The 20,561-nt window shown below is 66.2% G+C and carries 19 protein-coding genes; 6 read left to right on the forward strand and 13 right to left on the reverse strand.

The window, feature by feature from the left end:
* Positions 1-524: amidohydrolase family protein (locus tag ACWEKR_RS34265; protein ID WP_452358031.1), on the reverse strand; the 524-nt coding region annotated here is incomplete at its 3' end.
* A 321-nt stretch (positions 525-845) separates the two neighbouring features.
* On the opposite strand from ACWEKR_RS34265, the gene ACWEKR_RS34270 reads away from it, so the two are divergent.
* The gene (locus tag ACWEKR_RS34270; RefSeq protein WP_452358032.1) at positions 846-1,046 is read left to right on the forward strand and encodes an alpha/beta fold hydrolase; all 201 of its coding nucleotides are present in this window, start codon (positions 846-848) and stop codon (positions 1,044-1,046) included.
* 66 nt (positions 1,047-1,112) lie between these two features.
* Here ACWEKR_RS34270 and ACWEKR_RS34275 read toward each other — a convergent pair whose 3' ends face one another.
* Positions 1,113-1,658, reverse strand: coding sequence for a TetR/AcrR family transcriptional regulator (locus tag ACWEKR_RS34275; protein ID WP_452358033.1), 546 nt, complete (start codon positions 1,656-1,658; stop codon positions 1,113-1,115).
* Positions 1,659-1,970: 312 nt separating this feature from the next.
* Here ACWEKR_RS34275 and ACWEKR_RS34280 point away from each other — a divergent pair, with 312 nt between their 5' ends.
* Both ACWEKR_RS34280 and ACWEKR_RS34285 read left to right on the forward strand, forming a co-directional pair.
* Entirely contained in the window at positions 1,971-3,521 is a 1,551-nt protein-coding gene (locus tag ACWEKR_RS34280; RefSeq protein ID WP_452358034.1) for an MFS transporter, read from the forward strand.
* A 100-nt stretch (positions 3,522-3,621) separates the two neighbouring features.
* Complete coding sequence (locus ACWEKR_RS34285; RefSeq protein WP_452358035.1) at positions 3,622-3,798, forward strand: hypothetical protein; 177 nt, start codon at positions 3,622-3,624, stop codon at positions 3,796-3,798.
* Between the two features lie 365 nt (positions 3,799-4,163).
* On the opposite strand, the gene ACWEKR_RS34290 is transcribed toward ACWEKR_RS34285, so the two are convergent.
* Genes ACWEKR_RS34290 through ACWEKR_RS34325 form a run of 8 tightly spaced genes read right to left on the reverse strand, consistent with a single transcriptional unit; the run spans position 4,164 to position 12,574 of the window.
* On the reverse strand, positions 4,164-5,300 hold the full coding sequence (locus tag ACWEKR_RS34290; RefSeq protein WP_452358036.1) for an NAD(P)/FAD-dependent oxidoreductase: 1,137 nt from the start codon (positions 5,298-5,300) through the stop codon (positions 4,164-4,166).
* Positions 5,297-5,494 carry a ferredoxin gene (locus ACWEKR_RS34295; protein ID WP_452358037.1) on the reverse strand — a complete coding sequence of 66 codons (198 nt, stop codon included), beginning with the start codon at positions 5,492-5,494 and terminating at the stop codon, positions 5,297-5,299. Before ACWEKR_RS34295 ends, ACWEKR_RS34290 begins: the two co-directional genes overlap by 4 nt.
* A 15-nt stretch (positions 5,495-5,509) precedes the next feature.
* On the reverse strand, positions 5,510-6,694 hold the full coding sequence (locus ACWEKR_RS34300) for a cytochrome P450 (protein WP_452358038.1): 1,185 nt from the start codon (positions 6,692-6,694) through the stop codon (positions 5,510-5,512).
* Positions 6,678-8,258 (reverse strand): bifunctional 3-(3-hydroxy-phenyl)propionate/3-hydroxycinnamic acid hydroxylase MhpA, encoded by a 1,581-nt coding sequence (gene mhpA / locus ACWEKR_RS34305; RefSeq protein ID WP_452358039.1) that lies wholly within the window; start codon positions 8,256-8,258, stop codon positions 6,678-6,680. Before mhpA ends, ACWEKR_RS34300 begins: the two co-directional genes overlap by 17 nt.
* Complete coding sequence (locus ACWEKR_RS34310; RefSeq protein ID WP_452358040.1) at positions 8,255-8,584, reverse strand: DoxX family protein; 330 nt, start codon at positions 8,582-8,584, stop codon at positions 8,255-8,257. Before ACWEKR_RS34310 ends, mhpA begins: the two co-directional genes overlap by 4 nt.
* Positions 8,585-8,607: 23 nt before the next feature.
* Positions 8,608-10,509, reverse strand: coding sequence for an acyl-CoA synthetase (locus ACWEKR_RS34315; protein WP_452358041.1), 1,902 nt, complete (start codon positions 10,507-10,509; stop codon positions 8,608-8,610).
* Positions 10,509-11,444 (reverse strand): fumarylacetoacetate hydrolase family protein, encoded by a 936-nt coding sequence (locus tag ACWEKR_RS34320; RefSeq protein ID WP_452358042.1) that lies wholly within the window; start codon positions 11,442-11,444, stop codon positions 10,509-10,511. The genes ACWEKR_RS34315 and ACWEKR_RS34320 overlap by 1 nt, the downstream gene beginning before the upstream one ends.
* Positions 11,441-12,574 carry a VOC family protein gene (locus tag ACWEKR_RS34325; RefSeq protein WP_452358043.1) on the reverse strand — a complete coding sequence of 378 codons (1,134 nt, stop codon included), beginning with the start codon at positions 12,572-12,574 and terminating at the stop codon, positions 11,441-11,443. The genes ACWEKR_RS34320 and ACWEKR_RS34325 overlap by 4 nt, the downstream gene beginning before the upstream one ends.
* A gap of 273 nt (positions 12,575-12,847) precedes the next feature.
* On the opposite strand from ACWEKR_RS34325, the gene ACWEKR_RS34330 reads away from it, so the two are divergent.
* On the forward strand, positions 12,848-14,212 hold the full coding sequence (locus tag ACWEKR_RS34330; protein WP_452358068.1) for an MFS transporter: 1,365 nt from the start codon (positions 12,848-12,850) through the stop codon (positions 14,210-14,212).
* Between the two features lie 242 nt (positions 14,213-14,454).
* Entirely contained in the window at positions 14,455-15,402 is a 948-nt protein-coding gene (locus tag ACWEKR_RS34335) for a PucR family transcriptional regulator (RefSeq protein ID WP_452358044.1), read from the forward strand.
* A 121-nt stretch (positions 15,403-15,523) separates the two neighbouring features.
* Here ACWEKR_RS34335 and ACWEKR_RS34340 read toward each other — a convergent pair whose 3' ends face one another.
* Both ACWEKR_RS34340 and ACWEKR_RS34345 read right to left on the reverse strand, forming a co-directional pair.
* On the reverse strand, positions 15,524-16,156 hold the full coding sequence (locus tag ACWEKR_RS34340; RefSeq protein WP_452358045.1) for an MBL fold metallo-hydrolase: 633 nt from the start codon (positions 16,154-16,156) through the stop codon (positions 15,524-15,526).
* Positions 16,153-17,238, reverse strand: a complete 1,086-nt coding sequence (locus ACWEKR_RS34345) for an S-(hydroxymethyl)mycothiol dehydrogenase (RefSeq protein WP_452358046.1) — start codon at positions 17,236-17,238, stop codon at positions 16,153-16,155. The genes ACWEKR_RS34340 and ACWEKR_RS34345 overlap by 4 nt, the downstream gene beginning before the upstream one ends.
* A gap of 159 nt (positions 17,239-17,397) precedes the next feature.
* Between ACWEKR_RS34345 and ACWEKR_RS34350 the strand changes: the two genes are divergently transcribed.
* Complete coding sequence (locus tag ACWEKR_RS34350; RefSeq protein ID WP_452358047.1) at positions 17,398-18,675, forward strand: LuxR C-terminal-related transcriptional regulator; 1,278 nt, start codon at positions 17,398-17,400, stop codon at positions 18,673-18,675.
* Between the two features lie 264 nt (positions 18,676-18,939).
* On the opposite strand, the gene ACWEKR_RS34355 is transcribed toward ACWEKR_RS34350, so the two are convergent.
* Positions 18,940-20,556 (reverse strand): oxidoreductase, encoded by a 1,617-nt coding sequence (locus ACWEKR_RS34355; protein ID WP_452358048.1) that lies wholly within the window; start codon positions 20,554-20,556, stop codon positions 18,940-18,942.
* Positions 20,557-20,561 lie beyond the last annotated feature (5 nt).

Genomic DNA, 20,561 nt, shown 5'->3' on the forward strand with positions numbered 1-20,561 from the left:
CCAGCCACGGCCATCCCCAGTGAGAGCAACTCGCTCGTGGCGATCGCTCCGCCGAGCAGGCGGTCGATCTCCCGGGTGTCGTGCACCCGATCGCGCAGACCGTGCGGAGTGCCATGCAGCAACACCGCCCGGATGCCGACCTGCTTCAACGCGTCGATCGCCGCGTCCGCGTGGTCCGGTGTCACGCAATTGTGGGACCAATCGCCGATGGTTGTCACACCACCGTCGATTTGGTTGAGGGCCCCGGCGAACGTCCCGATATGGATGTCCTGCGGGCGATAGTGTCGCGCAGCAACTCCGTGAGCGTGGACAAGATATTCCGGAAGTGACCAGTCCGCGCCCGCGAAACGCATCGCCGTCTGCCACGAGTGCAGATGAGCGTTGACAAGCCCGGGAATGATGATCCGGCCCGCGAACTCGGCGACGTCAGCACCCCGGGGGTCGAGCCGATCACCGATCTCGATGATCCGGTCGCCGTCGACGAGGATGTCGACGTCTTCGACGTCGGGACGATCCGGCGCCATGGTGATCACCTTCGCACCGCGCAACAGTGTGCGGCTCGTTCGTTTCTCCCGTCACCCGTGAGGGCAAATCAGCGGACAGGCCGTAAGGGCATGCGGCCGGCGCATACACCGATACGCCCCCATCGTGGCTCGACAAGGGGCTCGCGCCACGGGCCGACACAGATCGGCGACCGGCGAAGGGCGAACCATCCTTCACGTTCGAAGGTCATGCGATCATGCGAACAATACGGATACAGTGTGTCCGATATTTCACCGCGGTGTCAAGCGGCCTGCGCATCAGTCCTTGACACCTACAAGAATATCGGACACTCTGTAACCGATATGGGCGACCAACTCGACGGCGACATCCAGCCCGCCTCGAAATTCGTCGTGGTGGACGGCATAAAGGTGCACTACAAGCGCACCGGAACATCGACCGTGCTTCTACTGCACGGCAGCGCGTCCTCGCTGCGCGGAGTGGAGGCCGTGGCACTTGAGTTGACGATCCGGCCATCGGGGCGATCTCCGGGCGGCTGGGCCTGAGCGGGTGTTCGTTGTTGCCGCGACTCACACAGCGCCCCCTCCGGCGGAGGTCGCCTGGCGAAGCCGCTACGGTGTCAGCGCGGGGAGTGTGTCGAGGGAGGGAAGGGGACGGCCGCAGACTTCGTCGGCATCCTCGAACCAGAGTCCCAGCATTCGCAGCAGATCCGCGGTGACCTGGTCGGTCGCCTGCCCGTCGTCGCGCTCGGGTTGCTCATGGAGCAGCTGGCCGAGACAGATGGCGGCACCTGCCACGATGGTCATGGCCAGTTCGGGGTCTGCGACCTCGAATCGGCCGGCGCGGACCGCGTCCTCGACATCACGGCGGGCGCGTGGGGCCAAGCCTTTGTCCGAGCGGGCCATTTGCAGGCCATTATTGAGCAGGACCTTGCTGAGGGTGGGATTGCGTCGGTGCAGGCGCCCGGTGAGACGGAAGCTCTGGGCGAAGATCTGGGCCGAATCGTCGAGTTGTTCACACAACGCATCCAGTGCGGCGCCGTGCAGATCGAGCGCCTCCTCCACGGCGACCTGGAACAGCTCTTCGCGTGTCTGGAAGTGATTGTAGAACGAACCCATTCCGACATCGGCGGCCTGCGTGATCTCCAGGATGAGCACAGTCGGCTTGCCCGCCGCGAGGAATGACTGCGCCGCCTTGACAAGCGCGGCCCGGGTGCGCCTTTTGCGACGCTCCAGCCGGTTGGGTTCCCGTGTGCTCGACCCTGCCAGCCCCTTTCATGACACATCGTCGATAAGCATAACTTGGTTCAGTCCTGACGAACTCCTCATGCTTCCGGCATCCGCAATACCCACCGCTACTATGCTTGACTGATCCATCTGTCATAAGTGACGATATATTCATTGTGGGGTCATGTTGGCGCTTCCGATTGAGCTCGGCAGCAGCGTGAAATCGGAGATCGAGGAGGAGACGTGGACGAAACCATGGCGAGTGCGCCTGGTGGTCCGAGCCCAGCGGCCGAGGTTCTGGCCGCGCGCGCGGGTACCAGCGGCATCCTGACGGCAATGTGCGCCTGCCTGGTGCTCGTGGTCGCGTCGGTATCGGCGCTCAATCTGGCCATGCCGGAGCTCGCGGTGGATCTGTCGGCCTCGACCACATCGCTGACCTGGATCGCGGACGCGTACACGGTCGCGCTGGCCGCGCTGGTATTGCCGATCGGTGCGCTCGGTGACAAGTTCGGCCGACGCGACGTCCTGATCGGCGGCACCGTGGTCTTCGCGATCGGTTCGGCTGCCGCCGCGTTCGCCGATTCGACGACCACCCTGATCGCCTGGCGCGCGGTCATGGGCATCGGCGCCGCGATGATCATGCCGGGCACGCTGTCGACCATCACCGCGGCGTTTCCAGCCGAACGCCGCAACCACGGCGTCGCGATCTGGTCCGGATTCGCTGCAGCGGGCGCGATCCTCGGCATGCTCGCCGCCGGGTTGTTGCTCGAAGTATGGAGTTGGCCTTCGATCTTCGTGGCCAGCGCGATCATGGCGGTGGTCGGTGGGCTGCTGGCATTGCTCCTGGCGCCCAACACCCGCGACGAGGAAGGCCACCCACTCGACCACCTCGGCGCGTACACGAGCGCCGTCGCGATCGGCGCGCTCGTCTACGGCATCATCGAAGGCAGCGAAGCCGGATGGACCAGCGCTCGGGTCGTGGGAAGCTTCGCTGTTTCCGCAGCGGCGCTAGCGCTGTACGCCGTACTCGGGTTCCGCAACAAGCACGCGCTGCTCGATCCGCGCCTGTTCGGCATTCCCGGGTTTCGCGCCGGCGCAATCACCGTTCTCGTCCAGTTCCTCGCCATATTCGGCTTCTTCTTCGTCGGGCTGCAATATCTGCAGTTGATCCTCGGCTACAGCGCCTTGAAGAGCGCGATCGCGCTGGTCCCCATCGCGGTGGTGGTCATGCCGGTCAGTGTGCTGACTCCCCGGCTGACCGAGCGGATGGGGATCAAAGCGGTCATGAGCGGAGGCCTGTTGCTACTCGCCGCCGGCATCTACGCGCTGTCGTTGCTGCACGTGGACTCCGGCTACCTGCCCTTTCTCGGTGGCCTCGTGCTCGCCGGTCTCGGTGTGGGCGTGACCAGCGCCGTGGGCACCTCGGTCATCGTCGGATCACTGCGCGCCGATCAGCAAGGCGTCGCATCCGCCATGAACGACGCCACCCGGGAGGTCGGCGCGGCGATCGGCATCGCCCTCATGGGCTCGGTGTCCTCGAGCCATTACACATCGTCACTGCCCGCGCTGGATCAACTGCCACCCGCAGCCGCGCACGCGGTCGAATCCTCCGCCGCCGCAGGGCTACAGGCCGCCTCACAACTGGGTCCGCGAGGCGAGCCCTTGGCGGCAGCCGTCCGCTCAGCCTTCATCGACGGCTTGTCGGCCTCGCTGATCGTCGTGGCGGCCGTCGTCGCGGCCGCCGCCCTCGGCGCCCTGCTCCGCGCACCCCGAACCCAAACCTCCCCGCGTTGAACACTCGAGCAGTCCGTCGGAAGGGGTTGTGATGCGTACGCATGGTTCCCGTCGAAGCATCGAGACTCGCACCGCTCTCGTCGCGCTTTCCGCGGGCACAATGCTGATCACCGGCTGCGGCCGTACCGGACGAGACGAGCAGCCGCGCTACCGCGCCCGCGAAATTCCGCAGCAGGAGCCCATCGGCGACGCAGCCGCCGACCAGATGATCGTCCCCTGGCACCTCCATCGACACCGGACAACTCGCCTGCACCGGATGCATGCAGCGGCGCGGTGAGACCGACCAGAAAGCTCGGGCCTACAACGACTTAGCGTCGGTGCGGGTCTCTCCCGAGCAGGCCGGATCGGTGAACCCGAGCCTGCCGCGCTGGGTGGCCCGGTCGGCCGCACACCGGCGGGACCGGTGCAGGCGACTGGCATCCCGGACGACAGCGGCAACGCACTCCTCGATCGTGACGGGCGTGCGCTCGGCACCGAACAGTCCGATCCACACCGGCCGACCGTTTCGCGGTGGTGCGTGAGACTTGGAAGTGTTCGGCGGCTCGGCGTAGTGGTCAGCCGTCGTCGACGACGCACCGGGCCAGCCGTACGCCTGGTCATCCCTACAGCGGCGATGGACGACGCGCCCGCAAGCCGGGTGATTCAGTGAGCCAGCGATGCGGCCATCGCGCGCAGCTTGGTGACCGGCTTGCGCACGCCGTACGCGACGATCGCGGTGTTCTCGCCGGCGCGGTCCCATCTCAGAAGGGCGGACCCAGCGGCCGGGTCACCCTCGATGTGAGTCGGTGTGCCGGTCAATGGCAGCGGTCCGACGACCTTGATGCTCACGCCGAGAATCTCGCTCCAGAAGTAGTCGTCGCTGGGTGGCGACGTCGGTGAGTGGCCGAGCACTGAGGCGGCAGCGACCTTGCCCTGAGCGACCGCGTTCGACCAGAACGCGGACCGGCGGCCCGCCGTTCGCAGGTAAGCCACGTCGCCCGCCGCGTACACGTCCGGAACGGCAGTGGCGCAGGTGTGATCGATACCGATACCGATGTGATCAGCCAGGCCGGTGCCGTGCAGCCATGCCGTATTGGGTGTTTCTCCCACGCAACTCACTACGAGGTCGGCCGGCAGTTCACTGCCGTCTGGCAGGGCGATGCCCTGGACCGGACTTCCGACGAGGGAAACGAATGTCGGTGTTCGGATGAGCCGCACGCCGTTTCGCCGGGCGCGTTCAGAGATCAGTTCCGACAGGAACGACCCAAGGATCCGCTCGAGCGGGTTGTCGACGTCGACCACGGTGACCGGGATATCCCGGGCGACGCACGCGCTGGCAACCTCCATGCCGAGGAACCCAGCGCCGATGACGATTGCCGATGTCGCGGTGTCCAGCCGCGACCTCAGCCTGCATGCGTCATCGAGCGTTCGCAGAACGAGCTCACCGTCCTGGTCCGGCCGGGCGAGCCGGCGGGCGTCCGCGCCGGTCGCGATGATCAGCGAATCGTAGCTGAGGATCTGCCCGCCGGCTGTCGTGATCAGCTTCTGGTCGAGGTCCGCGCCGACTGCTGCCGAACGGATCACGTCGACATCGAGATCATCGAGGTGATAGCTGAGTGTCGCGTCGGTGGAGTCGTCTTTGAGGACAGCCTTCGACAGTGGCGGCCGGGAATACGCGCCGTGGGGATCACCGCCCACGAGCGATATCCGGCCGGTGTGGCCAAGGGTCCGCAGCTCGCGCGCGGCGGTGACCCCGGCGATGGAGTCACCGACTACGACGGCGGCGCCGGGCTGGTTCACCGCTGTTCCCGCAGCGCAGCCACCGGGCAGGCATTGATGGCGGACCGTGCGATGGCGACCTGACCCTCGGGCACCTCCTCGCCGTCGTAGTGGTAGATCAGTTCACCCTCGTCGTCGAGGTCGAAGACGGTAGGTGCCTGGTCGGCGCAAAGGCCATGGCCCTCGCAGCGCTCGTAATCAACGGAGATCTTCATCGGGGAACCTTTCTGTCAAGCGGGGATCAGCCGGAGTGGCAGGTGATCGAAGCGGTGGATGATGTTGTTCATGGCCCATTCGGTGGGGCCGGTGATCTCGATGCGGTCGACCCGGTCGACCAGGGCGCGCAGCATGGCCTGGGCTTCCAGGCGGGCCAGACCTTGACCGGCGCAGCCGTGGGTGCCGTGGCCGAAGCCGAGTTGGTGCGAGGCGTCACGACGAATATCAAAGGTATCCGGGGCATCCCATTCCAGGGGGTCCCGGTTGGCGGACCCGTACATCACCAGAACCCGGGAGCCGGACCGGAGCGCGGTTCCGGCGACCTCGGTGTCCCGGCTGACCTTGCGAGAGAACGCTCGAATGGGTGACTCGAGGCGGACAGCCTCGTTGACGGCGTTCGGGATCAGACCGGGATCGGCTTTCAGCAGCTCCCACTGGTCCGGATAGGTGGCGAACAGGTACAGCGATGCGGAGATGGCACCGATCGTGGTGTCCAGCGACGGCGCCAGGTAGTCAATCATCAGCCCCGGGCACTCCGCGTGCTCGAGTTTGCCTTCGTCGGCGGCTTGCAGCACGTCGTGACCCGCGCCGCCGGGCTTGATATCGCGGTCCCGGGCGATACGCCGGGCGAAGCGCATCATTTCCACCCCGGAGGGCGCCGCTTGTACCGACCGCGCGTTCAGCGGGCCGAGGGCATTGAAGGTGGCTCCGGCCCATCGGAGCAGATGCTCGCGGCCGTGGTCGGGCCACCCGATGAGGTCGGGCACGACCGACATCGGCAGCGCGGTGGCCAGGTCGACACCATCGATATCCTCGCGCGCGACGGCGTCCTCGACAACGGCTATGGCTTGTCGATCGACGGTGTCGCGCATCGACCGCAGTGCACGTGGGCTCAGCCGGTGCGACAGCAATGCACGGCGCCGCGAATGCTCGTCGCCGTCGCTGTTGAGCGTGGTTCCACGGGACAGCTGATTGGTGATCGGGTTCAGCCCCACACCTTCGCCGGACACGAATGCTTCGTCGTCGCGAAGGACCTGCTTGCACTCCGCGTAGCGCGGAAGCGCGTAGACGCGTTGCTTGGCAAGCCACACGACGGGGCCGAGCTCTCGCAGCCGAGCGTAATGGGGGTAGGTATCGCGGATGGCCGCCTGGGAGTAGAGGTCCGGCTGATATACCGGAACATCAGCGCGCTTGGGCATCGAAGCTCCTGTGCTCTGTCTCGGCGCCATCGTTGACGGGTGGCGGGGGAGTACGAATATCGAAGTGGGGTAAAACAGCTCGTAGATCTGAGAGGCTTCGACCGGCCTGTTGGACGATGCCGTCGGGGCGGATCAGCGCGGCATCCGCGTGCCCTGATCGCAACCACCTCGCCAGTTCGCTGTCCGGCGCAACGGTGATAGCGACGCTGCCGAGTCGTTCGATCGCGGCCAGTTCGGCCGGACTCGGTTCGGTGACTGTGACGATCGCATAGCGTCCGTCGACAAGGGCGTCGTAGCGAATGTCCGAATCCACGCGGGCATTGGGCACCAGCGATCCGTTCAGGCAGCTGCCGAGCCGGCCGGGCGCGATCAGCTCTGTTCGGCGCAGCCGTGGTGTTTCGCCTCCGGTCACCAGCTGACGGAACCCAGGAATGCGGTGCAGGTGCGGTGCGATCAGACGGCGCAACAGGTTGCCGACCTCGCCCCCGTCGGTCATCGCGGTGCCGGTGAACTTCGCGAGCCTGATCAGGCTCAATGCATGTGGCTTTCGCTCGGCCTCGTAGGTATCGAGCACACTGGTCGGCAGGGCGCCGGCGAGAACGCCGGCGAGTTTCCAGGCCAAGTTGGCCGCATCACGCAGGCCCGCGCCCAGACCTTGGCCGATGAACGGCGGAGTGAGGTGCGCGGCATCGCCGAGCAGGAATATTCGACCGTCGCGCCAGCGGTCGGCGACACTTGCCCGCGAGGCGTACTCAGCGGCACGAATCAGCTCCAGCTCCTCGATCGGGATTTGTCTGGTCCACGGCGCGATCAGAGGGTAGATCGCGGCGATGTCCGGGTAATCGGAACCCGACTCCCCAGGTCGCAGGCGGAACTCCCAGCGGTAGCGAGTCGCCCCGATCCGCATGTAGGTCGCGGCGCGAACCGGGTCGCAAATCTGATGTACGCCTTCCCATTCGCCGAGTTCAGCGTTGGTGGCGACATCGACAACCAGCCAGGTCTGCTCGAATCCGAGGTCCTTCATCACGCTGCCGATTCCGGCACGAACCAGGCTGTTGGCGCCGTCGCAACCGAGCGCGTGTGACCCGGTCGCTGATCCCTTCGCCCCAGACCTGCGATCGATGAAGTCGACTCGCACGCCGTCACCGTCAGCGGTGACCGCGGTGACCTCGGTGTCACCGCGAAGGGTGATGCCGGGCCGCTGAGCGACGGCCGCCCACAGAATGTCCTCGAGAAGCGGCTGATCGAACAAATTGGCTTCTGGATAGCCGCTTCGACCGCCGTCGAGGTCGCGGTCGAATTGCGCCAGCACCCGCATCTCCCGGTCGAGCAGCCGGAGCCCCAGCGCGGGCCGGGAGATCGCGGCGAACTGGTCGTCGATGCCCAAACGCGCGAGGATCCGACGAGTCTCACCGTCGAGGTGCACCGCGCGTGGCCGCGGGTAGGCGGATTCCCATCGCTCCAGAACCTGACACTCGATTCCATACTGGGAGAGCAGGATCGCGGTGGTCAGTCCGGTGGGTCCGGCACCTACGATGATCACCGGCGCGTCGTGGATGTTCATCGATCCACTGTCAGCACTAGGGTGGCGTAGCCAACGGCGAGAAGGAACGTCACGATCGCCGGGGTCGCCTCGGCGATCCGGTCGCGTACTCGCACATGCGTTGCGATAGCGCCGACCATCAACAGAATGAAGCCGATACCTGCGGCCAACCCCACCGGCCACCAGACGGTCCCGATCACCAGCCCGGCCGCACCGGCGACTTCGAACGCACCGATCACCCGATAGGTGGCCACCGACATCCCGACGTGGGCGGCACGGTCCCGCATCTGTTTCGTAGCAGCGAGTTTCATGGCGCCGAACACTGTGAAAAGCGCAGTCAGCACCACCGTCAGCGCGATTGTCGCAATGCTCATGCCCGGCTGACCGCCTTCCAGTTCAGGACGAACGAATTCAACGCCGTCTCGATAGCAGCGTGATCGGTATCGCTATCGGTTTCGATGGTCACGGCGACCTCGCCATCGGTGATCGCCGCGCTGACCTCGTGTACGCCGTCGATGTGGGCGACGGCGTCAGCCACCGCGCGTTGCGTGGCGTCGGCTCGCAGTCCGAGCTTGTAGGGCTTTCCGACGTCGGTGACCGGCAGCGCGGCGAGTACGAGGACCGCTTTCGGCGCAGCGGCGGGTTCGGGAACGCGCTCGGCCGCCCACTCCAGGAGTTCGGATTCGGTGGTAGTGGCACCAGAGTTGAGGACCACGTACGCGATCGGCACCTCACCGGAATGCGGATCAGGTCGTCCTACCGCGCTTGCCGCGGTGACCATGGGATGCGACAGCAGCGCGTCCTCGATAGTTGCCGGATCGATATTGTGTCCCCCGCGGATGATCAGGTCCTTCGCGCGCCCGTGCAGATGGATGAATCCGTCGCTGTCGATATGCGCCAGATCACCGGTCTCGAGCCAACCGTCCGCCACACTGCCGAGACTGTCGAGCACATGCCCGTCTTCGGCGCGGTCGATGACATATCCGGCGAACACCGTCGGGCCGCTGACGCACAGCACGCCGGTGGCACCGGTAGGCAGGTCTTCATGCGAACCGTCGTCACCGATGCGGACCACTTTCACCTGCTGGTAAGGCATCCGCTGCCCGACGGCGCCGGCCCGCGGCAGGTCAGGAAAGCTCCGCGCGGTCGCGCATGTCGCCTCGGTGAGTCCGTACCCTTCCACGAGCGTGACTCCGGTATGGCGCTCGAAGTTGTCACGGACCGCCGGCGGGAGTGGTGAGGCGCCGACCATCGCGTAGCGGAGGGTACTGATGTCGGCGTCCAGCGGGCAGTTGGCGAGCACCGCGTACACGGTGGGGACCGCGCTCATGGCGGCAATACGGTAGTGCGCGAGAATCTTCCAGAAATCGCCGTACATCGCGAAATCGCGGTACCCGAGCGGGCCGGCCCACACCACCTCTTGCCCTTTGAACAGGGGCGCGAGCACGGTGACCACCAAGGCGTTGACGTGGAACAGCGGGAGCGCCGCGAAGACCACGTCCTCGGTGTCGAGGAGTGAGTTGGCGGCGATCATCCAGGCATTGGCGACCTCACCGCGATGGGTGTGTGCCGCGAGCTTGGGTACACCGGTAGTGCCTCCAGTATGGAACAAGCTCGCCAGGTCGTCGGATCGCGGAGGTTCGCCGGAGAAGTCGGCCGAGACCTCGTCGTCGGCGAGCACATCCAGGTAGCCGCTGTGTGTTGCCTCGACCGCGGGCAGCGCCTGGACCGTGTCGGTGCCGGTCGGGCGCAGCACGAGAACGACGTCGACGAGACCACGGGTCGCCAATGCGACGGCGGCGTCCCAGGTCTCGGGTGCGAGATCAGGTCCGGCCGTGATGAGAACTCGTGCACCGGAGCGCCGCAGCAACTGCTCGATGTGGCTCGCCGAGAGCGCGGCATTGATCGGAGCGGCGATTCCGGCCAGCTGCGCGGCGAGGGTGGCGGGAATGAGTTCTGCGCAGTTGGGTGCCATCAGGGCCACCGCATCGCCGCGGCCGACGCCGAGCCGACGCAGCAGGTTCGCATAGCGATGGACATCGGCGAGAAGCTCACCGAAGGTGCGCCGCAACGGTTCCCGCCATCGTGCGGCTTCGGGGAGCACTGTGAGCGCAACGCGGTCGGGCCAGCGGGCCGCGGCGCGAGTAAGCAGCTCGTACGTCGACTGCGGCAGGCCGCGCTCGGCCAAGGGGATGGATTCGATCGCGAGCAGATCGCCCGGTTCCGCGTAGCGCGGCCACAACTCGGCGGTCGCTGCTATGACCTCAGTCATCATTTGTCCCTCACGATGGTGCGCTGACGACCGAGATCAATCGAGCTGTCGTCGGTGGCGATGGCGACTTCGACGACATCGCCATCCTTGAGATACTTGGGATTTTTGGCTTGGCCCTTGAAGAACAGCCGCCATTTCATTGCGGTCGGGAGGAGCGATCCGAGGATCTCGACCGGTTTCGGCGGTGCGCTGATCGCAGTGCCGATCGGGGTGCCGGTGAGGATGAGATCCCCGGCATCCAGGCGTTGAAACCGAGTGAGTGCCTGCAGTGCTTCCGCGGGCTTGTAGATCATGTCGGCGACGGTCATGTCCTGCCTGACCTCACCATTGACCCAGAGCCGTAGCCGGAGTTCGGCGAAGCGGGCCAGCTCCTCTTGGTCGACCAGAACGAGGGCGGGTCCGACCGGGGTGAACGTCGGATACGACTTCGCCTCGTAGAACTGGGTTTTCGGTAGCTGGATATCGCGTGCGGAGACATCGTTTGTCACCACGAGGCCGGCGACGAAGTCGGCCAGTTTGTCGGCATCGATCGTCGTGCCTACCGGTACCTCACGACCGATGACCAGCCCGACCTCCACCTCGTAGTCCAGCAGCTGCACATGAGCCGGCCGCTGAATGTCATCGGTTGGGCCGCTGATGGATCCGGACGTCTTCCGGAAGAAGGTCAGCGGGACTGTTGCCGGATCACCACCAGAATCCTTCACGTGCGAGACGAAGTTCGTCATCTGCGCGACGACGCGGCAGGGCGCGGTCACCGGCGATACCAGCGAAAGGCGCTCCAGCGCGACGACGTCGGTCGAGTTCCGGGCCGCTTCGACCGCGGCACGGTCCGCGAGTAGCTGTTTGGTGGTAATGGCGGAGGTATCGATGCGAGCGGCGCCACTGGGCGTGTGCACCCACCACGCGTCGCTGGTACGGAGCACGGAAATACTCATGAGGTGGCTACTTTCAATAGACCGCGCAGGCGGTGGAGATCGAATTCGTTGTCGTTGCGCAGGGCGGCGAGCAGGCCGCGTGCCTCGCGTACCGATTCCCGGCCAGGGTTCAACCCGAGAAAGTCCTTGGTCGCAGGCGGCCCCCATTGCGCCAGTCCGGAGGCTGTCATCGGCGCCCAGCCGGGTTCGAGCGTGTGGTCGAACATGTCACCGTCGGTGAAGTGCTCGACCAGGAATCCGTCGGGGTCACGCCAGTAGTCGAAGATCTGGCTGCCCTGGATGTGTCTACCGATGCCCCAGGACCGGCGGTACCCCTGATCGAGAAGGTATTCACCGCCCGCTGCGAGTGCATCGAGATCCGCGACCTGGTACGCCGAATGCACGTATCGGTTGGTCGGTCCGAGCGCCAGCGCGAGCGTGTGGTGATCGGTAGGTATGTTGCCGCGGTCGCAGCGGATGAAGCTCATCACCGGGCCTCGGTCGCGTTGACCGGCGTAGTAGTGGAAGTCGCTGACCAGCAAGCCGAGGTGGTCCAGGTACCAGTCGAGCGTCTGCCGGTATCGGGTCGTCTGCACGACAACGTGGCCGAGTCGTTGGATTCCGGCGGGGACGCGCGGAGGGCGCTGGGTGCGGTTGACGCGTTCGTGATCGTGCCCGAGGTTGAGCGTTTGCGGCTGCTGCGTGGGCAGGGCGGCGAGCGTGTGTGGTCCGGAGACGATCCGTACCTCGAGCCCACTCGGATCACGGAGGTCGACGGTCAGCCCACCGACGCTATCGGGCAGCGCCGTGACCGTGGAACCGGTGTGCGAGGCCAGCAGGTGCAGGTCGGTCGAGTCGGCCGCCAGGAACGCTGGTCCGCGGAATCGTGATCGCGGACCGCGATGGATCAGCACGCACGGCGCTCCGGCATTGCTGCCGCGCAGATGAAGCTCGTTCGTGGTGCGGCCCGCGGTGTGGAAACCGAAGGCGTGCGCAAAGCGTTCGGCGCCGTCGAGATCGGGCTTCTCGAACTCCAGCCACGCGAGGTCGTGCACCTTGATGACCGGATTACGGGCTCTACCAGGGTGCTCACCGGGCCGGGCGCCAGCCTCGCTGTGCAGGTCCTGGTGCGGATCATGCAGGTCGACCATCGATCACTCCTTCCTCAACTGAGGATATCGTCACTCACGAGGGGGTCGTCAGTCAAGGTTTTTGAGGATACGTTCAGAAGTGACTCGAAATGCCGCGAGACTTGACCCGGGGTCATATTTCGGAAACACTGCTGCCGTTAACTGGTTATGGGCGCTGGCCTCGGTGATTCCGCCGGGTCCGCTGCGATACGACTGTGGAGCCCCGCCCGCCGTCAACCACCACGATTCGGACAGCGAGCCGGACGTGAACGTGCTCCGCGAGGAGGGGACGTGATGCTGACCGCCGTCGACCCACATACCGGGTTCGCCCTCTCGGCGCGCCTTCGCGTGACCTACGGCCTGGGTTCCCTGGCAACGGCGACGTATGCCATGGTGCCCGGCCTCGTCCTCTTGCACTACCTGACGAACACACTCGGTGTGGCCGCCGCGGCGGCGGGATTCGTCGTCCTCGTACCCAAGTTGCTCGACCTGGTGTACAACCCGGTCATCGGGAGATTGACCGACTCGACCGTGTCACGTCTCGGCCCTCGCAGACCGTGGATGATTGCGGGAGCGGTCGTGCTCCCGCTGGGGTTCGTGGCCATCTTTTCCGCCCCCGTCGGCGGAAACGGTGCTGCCTGGTGGGTAGGCGCCGCGCTGGCCGTGACCGGCCTCGGCTTCTCGGCCTTCGTGATCCCCTACAGTGTTCTGCCCGCCGAGCTCGGGGCGAGTTCGGCGGAACGCACGTCGATGATGGTGTGGCGCACCGCCTGGCTTGGTGCGGCGATGCTTGTCGTGGCAGCGGTGACATCCTCGTTCGCTGGGGCCGACGGTGGCGACCGTCATGGCTACCGTGTGCTCGCGCTCGTGGTGGGCGGCGTGATCGTAGTCGGCGCATGTGGCGCGATCTACAGCGCTCGCGGATCAACCCACGCCGTGGTGGCGAGCCAGTCACTGACAGTGGGATCGCTGCGTGACACGCTGACCACAGCTCATCGCTACCGCCCGTTTCGCACTCTGCTGGGGGTGTTCGTGCTCATCGAGGTGGTCATCTCCGTCACGCTGGCCGGGCTGCCCTACCTGTCGGCCCAGATTCTCGGATCGGACAGTGCGATCGCGGCGTTGTTCCTCTGCGCGGTGGGGCCGATGTTGCTGACTATGCCGGCGTGGCGTCGTGCTGCGTCGGCCTGGGGTAAGAAGGCCTGCCTGGCCGTGGCGCTTTCGATCCTCGGCGCAGGTGCTCTCGCGGTCGCCGCCCTACCATGCGTCGAGCACTCCGTGCGGTTCGAGGTCGCCTGCGCGGCCATCCTGATCGCCGGAATCGGCTTCGCCGGGGCGCAGATCCTGCCGCAAGCGATGCTCGCCGACACCTTGGCGGCCGACGCGAACGAGTCCGGCCGCCGCCGTGCGGGGGTGCTCGCCGGGATCTGGTCGGCCGGCGAGACCATCGGAGGTGCCGCAGGTGCAGGCATCTACGGCTTCGTCCTGGCTGCGAGCGGATTCGTCTCATCGACAGCAGGTGAGGTAGTCGGCCAGCCGCGCAGCGCGCAGTGGGGCATTGCGCTCGGCTACGCTGCCATCGCCTTGGTGAGCGTGCTCGCGGCCCTGAGTCTGCTGAGGCGCTACGAACCTGCGGAGGATCGGCACACCTCCGGTTGACCTCGGCGGTGTGGCAGCGCAGCCGCAAAGGTCTTGGTGGCACGGCCGAACAGGTCGATCACCGCCGATCGGCCATGGAGATGGCCGAACGGGCGGCGAACCTGTTGATCAGCGGTGATCCGCCTCTGTCACCGCTTGGGCACGAGCTGCACCGGCAGCGTCTCGAACCGCACAACTTGCATCATCCTGGCACACGAGTCCCTCCCGATCTGGCCGATGACGTCGTTCATATCGCACGGGACATGATCCGATGGGGGATCGAGGACATCGCCCTGGCCGCGTATCGGGCCGGCCAGGCCTTCGCGTTCCGGTTGATGTTGACTACCGTGTTCGACCTCACCAGGGATCCGGACGAACTCCAGAATCTGCTCGATGTTGTTATCTGGTCGATCGGCGACTTCGTGGAGAACACAGCCGCCCGCGCGATGGAACTCATCCGCGAGGAACGATCAGAGATATTGCGCGGCAGCAGACCCGAACTGCGCGAAACCGTCGCCCTCATCTTGGACGGCGCACCGATCACTCTGCAACGAGCCGAATCGAAACTGGGCTACCGTCTCGACCGAACCCACACCGCCGTCATCGCATGGAGCGTCGAACCCGACGCAGCGCTGCGGCAGCTGGACGCTGTCGTAAAAAAGCTGGGCGGACAACCCGATACTCGCCCACTGACCGTCACGCCAGGCGCCTCGACGAAATGGGTCTGGCTACCAGGAACCGCGGACATCGATCGTGAGCAAGTCCGTCAGGCGGTGGACCCGGCTGGTTCGGTTCGGATCGCAGTCGGCGGGCGGGCCACAGGTGTGGAGGGATTCCGGCGCAGCCACCTCGAAGCGATGACAGCACAGCGGATGGTCGCCCGCTTGAAATCGCCGCAACGCGTCGTCTTCTTCGACGAGATCCAACTCGTGGCGCTGCTGACCAGCGATGCGGACGGTGCGCAGCAGTTCCTGCATCAGACACTCGGCGATCTCGAGCATGCTTCCCCCGAGATTCGGGAGACCGTCCTGGCTTTCGTCGAGGAGAACGGCAGCGTAGGTCGAGTCGCCGCACGGGTATACGCCCATCGCAACACCGTGCTTCGCCGAATGGCCCGGGCCGAAACGCTGCTTCCTCGACCATTGGCTGCGAACCCGGTCCAAGTGGCCGCCGCACTACAGGTTCTGCAGTGGACGCAACCCGGTCGCTGATACCACGCACCGCTCGGTCGGGAACTGGTCGCGCACGGTGCGTCCGCCCTGAGCGGCCGCGCGCCGAAGAAGGCCGCGGCCGCTCCCATCGAGTCGGCCCAGGACCGATCGGGCTCCCGGATCAGAACCCGCGCGCTATCCACTCTTCGAGATGGGGTGCTTCGGAGTCGATCGTGGTGCCGTCCCCGTGGCCGGTGTAGACGCGTGTGTGGCCGGGCAACGACAGCACACGGTCCCGAATGGAGGCGATGATGGTGGGGAAGTCGGAGAAGCTGCGCCCGGTCGCGCCGGGACCGCCCGCGAACAACGTATCGCCGGAGAACAACGCGTCGGCCTCCGGCAAGTGCAGGCATACCGATCCGGGTGAGTGCCCGGGTGCGTGGATGACGTGAAGTTCGGTGCCCGCCAACCCGATCCGCTGACCATCGTGCAGCGACCAGTACTTGCTGCCCGGATGGGTCAGTTGCCACAGCGGGTCGTCGCCGGGGTGTAGCAGAACCGGTGCGTAGGCATCCTCGCCGAGTTGTGGTGCGAAGGTCACGTGGTCGTTGTGTCCGTGGGTGCACACCACGGCAACGACATTGCGCCCGCCGATGGACTCCATGACCGGTTTCGCGTCGTGGGCGGCATCGATGACGACCACCTCGTCGTCGTCTCCGACGATCCACACATTGTTGTCGACTTCCCAGGAGCCGCCGTCCAGTTCGAAGACCCCCGTGGTCACCACCCGGTCGATGCGCAGCTTTCCGCTCACAGCACCACCACCGAGCGCAGGACCTTGCCCTCGTGCATGGTGTGGAAGGCCTGCTCGACATCGCCGAGCCCGATGCGTTCGGTGACGAATCTGTCCAGTGGCAACCGTCCCTGCTGGTAGAGGTCGATCAACATCGGGAAATCTCGCTCGGGCAGGCAGTCGCCGTACCAGGACGATTTCAGCGATCCGCCGCGGGAGAAGAAGTCGATCAGCGGCATCTCCAGGCGCATGTCAGGGGTCGGTACACCCACTAGGACGACAGTGCCTGCCAGGTCGCGGGCATAGAACGCCTGCGTCCAGGTTTCCGGCCTGCCGACCGCGTCGATGACGACATCCGCACCGAATCCCCCGGTGAGTTCTTGCACTGCGGCGACGGTGTCAGCGGTGGTGGCGTCGATCGTGTGGGTCGCGCCCAGATCCCGCGCCCAGGCGAGCTTCTGCGGGTCCCGGTCGACAGCGATGATGGTGGATGCGCCGGCCAGCCGGGCGCCGACGATGGCGGCATCGCCGACCCCGCCGCAGCCGATCACCGCGACCGAGTCGCCGCGGGTGATGTTGCCGGTGTTCACCGCGGCTCCGAGTCCGGCCATGACGCCGCAACCGATCAGCCCAGCGACAGCGGGGTCGGCCGCAGGGTCGACTTTCGTGCATTGCCCGGCGTGGACGAGGGTCTTCTCGGCGAAGGCGCCGATGCCCAGCGCCGGAGTGAGCGCGGTGCCGTCGGTGAGGGTCATCGGCTGCGTGGCGTTGAAGGTGTCGAAACAGTACTGCGGACGGCCGCGTTTGCAGGCGCGGCACCGTCCGCACACGGCCCGCCAGTTGAGGATGACGAAGTCACCGACCTCGACCGAATGCACACCCGGGCCGACACTTTCGACGGTACCGGCGGCCTCGTGGCCGAGCAGGAAGGGGAACTCGTCGTTGATCCCGCCCTCCCGGTAGGTCAGATCGGTGTGGCACACCCCGCAGGCGGCGACTGTCACTACGACCTCGCCCGGCCCAGGGTCGGGGATGACGATGTCGGTCAGTTCGACCGGGGCGCCCGGTTTCCGGGCGATGACTCCGCGCACCTGCTGCGGCATGGCTGTGGTCCTCCGATTCGGGAAAGTGATTAGTAGTGCGGGTTGCGCACATGTGCATCGACGCTAGCGGGACCCGGGCCGATGAAGACCTGGCTAGAAGAATGGCAGAACCTATCCCAGTGATCAGGTCCGATGCGCGGCTGTCCTACACTCGGTGCTGTGGCCCCAGCGAGTTGCCCATCGACGGACGAGGCGCTGCGGAGTCTGCGCGAAGTGATCGATGGCCCGCTGGTCGACATCGCCGCGCGGCTGTCGCGTTGTCTGGCCGGCCGCTGGCCGCATCAGGCACTGGTGATCTTCACCAGGGAATGCAGCGGTCGGCCCCGCAAGGTAGCCGGACCGGCTGAGATCGTCGACCGGATCGCCATCGCGGAGCTCGAGGCGGTGAAGGCGACTGTCGAGCTGGGCGACTTGTCTGCCGGTGAGGTGGTCCTGGCCGGTACGCGACGGTGTGCATGGGCTGTGCGGGACAGCTCGGACACGCTGCTGGTGTTGATCCCGCGCCAGCGTGGACCGGTGCCATATCCCGCGGAGCTCGCGGCCGCTTTCGCCCTGGTAGCGACATCGATCAGGCAGCAGGTGGCGCAAGCCAGCCCAGACTATCTCGCCGAATCACGGGCCGCCTCGACGGCCAGGGCTCGCGCGATCGGCGAGCTCACCGCCGCGCACGAGGCAGTGCTCGCCGGTCTGCTCGCCACCTTGCGTGCGCCGGACATCGACGACAGGCAGGCCAGAGGCGCCGCGACGTCGATCGCGTCGGAGGCGTTGATCGCCCTGCGGTCCGGCGAAGTCTCCGATCGCGCCCTGTCCGAGGAACCCCCGGCGGCCGCGTTCGAGCGGCTTCATCGGGAGATCGAGCCGCTGCTTCGGACCAGGGCGGTCACCGCCGAGTTCCACGCACCGCCCGCCGACGGGCGACGGCTACCGGGCGAAGTGGCCCACGGTGCCCGCGCCATCACGCAGTCGGCGGTGCTGATGTTCGCCGCGCAACCCGACCTCGATCGGCTCCGCATCGCGTGGGCATCGGACCTGGAGCGACTCGTCGTCGATATCCGCGACGGCGCGTCCGGACAGCTCGATACCGCCGCCGTGACCCAGGGCCTCGACGGTCGGGCGCGAACCCTGCACGCCGACATCGAGGTCGAGGCGGTACCCGGTTGGGGGAGCAGGGTGACAGTGCGAATCCCCCTCGACCCGCCGGTCGCCGCCGCCGAACAGCCCGAGTTGAGCCTGCTGAACCGGCGCGAACGCGAAGTCCTGGCACTGGTAACCGCCGGAATGCGGAACAAGGCGATCGCCGCAGACCTCGGGATCGCCGAGAGCACGGTCAAGTTCCACGTGGCAGGGCTGATGAAGAAGCTGGCTGTGTCGTCAAGAGGTGAGGCGGCCGTGATCGGTCTACGAGCAGGACTCAGGTCATCGCGACGTTGCCGGTGACCTCCTCGACATGACGAAGGACGGCCAGGCGCCGACGCACCTCACCGTCCATGACAGGCTCGCTCACCCGAATCTCCCTACGGTCAAGGGGTCCGAGTGCAACTCCGTCAGGTACGGCTGCCAACTCGCGCAGGTGTATCCGATGTGGGCGACCTCGATGCCACGGTCGCCGCGGCCCGTAGTGCCGCGGCGTTGCTGCCCGAAGTCCGGTCAGGTCGGTGTGTCACCAAGCTCCGGGTGCTGCACACGTCATCGCCCCAGAGATCAGATCCGCGCGGCGAGCCGGGTTCCCTGATCGATCGCGCGTTTGGCGTCTAGTTCTGCCGCGACATCGGCACCGCCGATGAGGTGGGTGGTGACGCCGAGCGCATTCAGGTTGTCGTAGATCCGGCGGTTAGGTTCCTGGCCTGTGCACAGGATTACGTTGTCAACGTCCAGCACATGCTTATCGCCGTTGAGAACGTAGTGCAGGCCGTCGTCGTCGATTCGGTCATAGGTCGCTCCCGCCACCATCTCGACACCGCGGTGCTTGAGCTCGGTTCGGTGGATCCAGCCGGTGGTTTTGCCCAGTCCGGCTCCGACCTTGGTGGTCTTGCGTTGCATCAGGGTGACGGCGCGTGGCGAGGCGTGTCGCACGGGCCGCGTGAGTCCGCCGGGTGCGGTGTGCTGGGCGTCGATGCCCCAGTTCGACAGGAACACGGCGACTTCGGCGCTGGCGCCGTCGCCTGGGTCGGTGAGGTACTCGGCGACGTCGAATCCGATACCGCCGGCACCGAGGATCGCGACTCGATCGCCGACTGTCGCACCGCCGCTCAGTACGTCGAGGTAGCTGAGCACCTTCGGGTGGTCCGTGCCGGGAAGGTCCGGGACGCGAGGGGTGACGCCGGTGGCGACGACGACCTCGTCGAATCCGGTGAGGTCGTCGGCGTTTGCTGTCGATCCCAGCCGCACGTCGACACCTGTGGACGTGAGCCGGTTTCGGAAGTAGCGCAGGGTTTCGTCGAACTCCTGCTTGCCCGGCACCCGCCGTGCGACATTGAGCTGGCCACCGATCTCGCCGGCGGCTTCGAACAAGGTGACCTTGTGGCCGCGCTGCGCTGCGGTGACGGCGAAAGCGAGGCCCGCTGGACCAGCGCCCACCACCGCGATCTGTTTCGCTGCGCGGGTGGGTCTCGAGACCAGTTCGGTCTCGTGGCAGGCGCGTGGATTAACGAGACAGGACGTGATCTTGAACGAGAACGTGTGGTCGAGACATGCCTGGTTGCAGCCGATGCAGGTGTTGATCGACTCCGGTGTGCCATTGGCGGCCTTGTTGACGAACTCGGCATCCGCGAGGAAGGGTCGTGCGAGCGACACCATGTCGGCGCATCCGTCGGAGAGCAACTCCTCGGCCTTCTCCGGGGTGTTGATGCGATTGCTGGTGACCAGCGGCACCGACACCTTCCCCATCAGCTTCTTCGTAACCGATGCGTAGGCACCGCGCGGGACAGAGGTGGCGATGGTGGGGATCCGCGCTTCGTGCCAACCGATCCCGGTGTTGATGATGGCGAGTTCGGCACAGCGAACGTAGTCCGCGATGGTGCGCTCGATCTCTGCGCTTGTCAGCTCGTGTGGAACGTGGGGGCTGATCGGTGCCTGAACTGGGCTGGGCGCCACCAGATCCGGATGGTAGGCGTAGCGGCCGAAGTGCAGGATCTGCATGGCGATCCGGCCGCCCTCGGCGTGCACCGCGTCGGTGACGACACGGTGCGCCGCCGCCTCTTCCGGCGTCGTCAGCATCGCGCCGCCAGGGTAGGGGCGCCCGACCTCGTCGGGGGATATGCCTCCGGTGATGATCAGGCCGACACCGCCGCGGGCTCGTTCGGCATAGAAGGCCGCCATCCGGT

Source organism: Nocardia sp. NPDC004573 (genome assembly GCF_053602135.1).

Excerpts from the sequence above, each read along its gene's own strand:
- ACWEKR_RS34270 (WP_452358032.1), top strand. The coding sequence starts at position 846 with ATGGGCGACCAACTCGACGGCGACATCCAGCCCGCCTCGAAATTCGTC.
- ACWEKR_RS34285 (WP_452358035.1), top strand. The coding sequence starts at position 3,622 with ATGCTGATCACCGGCTGCGGCCGTACCGGACGAGACGAGCAGCCGCGC.
- ACWEKR_RS34295 (WP_452358037.1), bottom strand. The coding sequence starts at position 5,494 with ATGAAGATCTCCGTTGATTACGAGCGCTGCGAGGGCCATGGCCTTTGC.
- ACWEKR_RS34300 (WP_452358038.1), bottom strand. The coding sequence starts at position 6,694 with ATGCCCAAGCGCGCTGATGTTCCGGTATATCAGCCGGACCTCTACTCC.
- mhpA (WP_452358039.1), bottom strand. The coding sequence starts at position 8,258 with ATGAACATCCACGACGCGCCGGTGATCATCGTAGGTGCCGGACCCACC.
- ACWEKR_RS34315 (WP_452358041.1), bottom strand. The coding sequence starts at position 10,509 with ATGACTGAGGTCATAGCAGCGACCGCCGAGTTGTGGCCGCGCTACGCG.
- ACWEKR_RS34320 (WP_452358042.1), bottom strand. The coding sequence starts at position 11,444 with ATGAGTATTTCCGTGCTCCGTACCAGCGACGCGTGGTGGGTGCACACG.
- ACWEKR_RS34325 (WP_452358043.1), bottom strand. The coding sequence starts at position 12,574 with ATGGTCGACCTGCATGATCCGCACCAGGACCTGCACAGCGAGGCTGGC.
- ACWEKR_RS34330 (WP_452358068.1), top strand. The coding sequence starts at position 12,848 with ATGCTGACCGCCGTCGACCCACATACCGGGTTCGCCCTCTCGGCGCGC.
- ACWEKR_RS34335 (WP_452358044.1), top strand. The coding sequence starts at position 14,455 with ATGATCCGATGGGGGATCGAGGACATCGCCCTGGCCGCGTATCGGGCC.
- ACWEKR_RS34345 (WP_452358046.1), bottom strand. The coding sequence starts at position 17,238 with ATGCCGCAGCAGGTGCGCGGAGTCATCGCCCGGAAACCGGGCGCCCCG.
- ACWEKR_RS34355 (WP_452358048.1), bottom strand. The coding sequence starts at position 20,556 with ATGGCGGCCTTCTATGCCGAACGAGCCCGCGGCGGTGTCGGCCTGATC.